Annotated in this window: 1 protein-coding gene; it reads right to left on the reverse strand. The window is 67.3% G+C overall.

All coding sequences use genetic code 11. From position 1 onward, the window contains the following. Positions 1 to 490 (reverse strand): hypothetical protein (locus C475_RS04745; protein WP_152436330.1); only part of this gene is annotated, 490 nt, incomplete at its 3' end. Positions 491 to 590 lie beyond the last annotated feature (100 nt).

Genomic DNA, 590 nt, shown 5'->3' on the forward strand with positions numbered 1-590 from the left:
CGTTCTCGAGTCGCCACGGCCGCACGTCACTCACGTTGACCGCGACTGCTCTGGTCACCGTGTTCGAGGCGTTCCAGGCCGGGTCCGCGCGGGAAACGAACGTGACCGCCGGTGGCGCTTCGTCGAGCATCGTCAGCGCCTGCTGTGCTTGTTGCCAGCTCGTCCGCAGGGTGCGGATGGCCTGGGCGTACTGACTGGTCGCTCGTCGCCCCTCGGATTCGTTCGCCCGCTCCAACTGCCGTTGGGCGCGATCGAACTGCCGTTCGGCGTTGTCGAAGTGTGCCTCGGCGCTCCGTCGGAGCCCCTGATTGTCGAGGGTCCCCTCGGTCCGGTCGAGCACCCGTTCCGTGTCCAGAATCGTCTGCGCGACCGTTCGGTTGTCCGCGAGCGCGACGTACCGACTCGCTCGCAGCGCGGTGTCGTTCGCCTCCGAACGCGCGAGTTTCGCCAGTGCTTGCACGCCCACCGCGTCGTCGGTGAACGATCCCATCGACCGCAATCGCACGGGATCGCGATAGTCGTCCAGCGTCCCGTTGATGCGGTCGTAGGCGCGGTCGCGTGCCGACGCGAAACGGTTCTTCTCGACGCTC

This window comes from Halosimplex carlsbadense 2-9-1 (assembly GCF_000337455.1).
GTDB lineage: Archaea > Halobacteriota > Halobacteria > Halobacteriales > Haloarculaceae > Halosimplex > Halosimplex carlsbadense.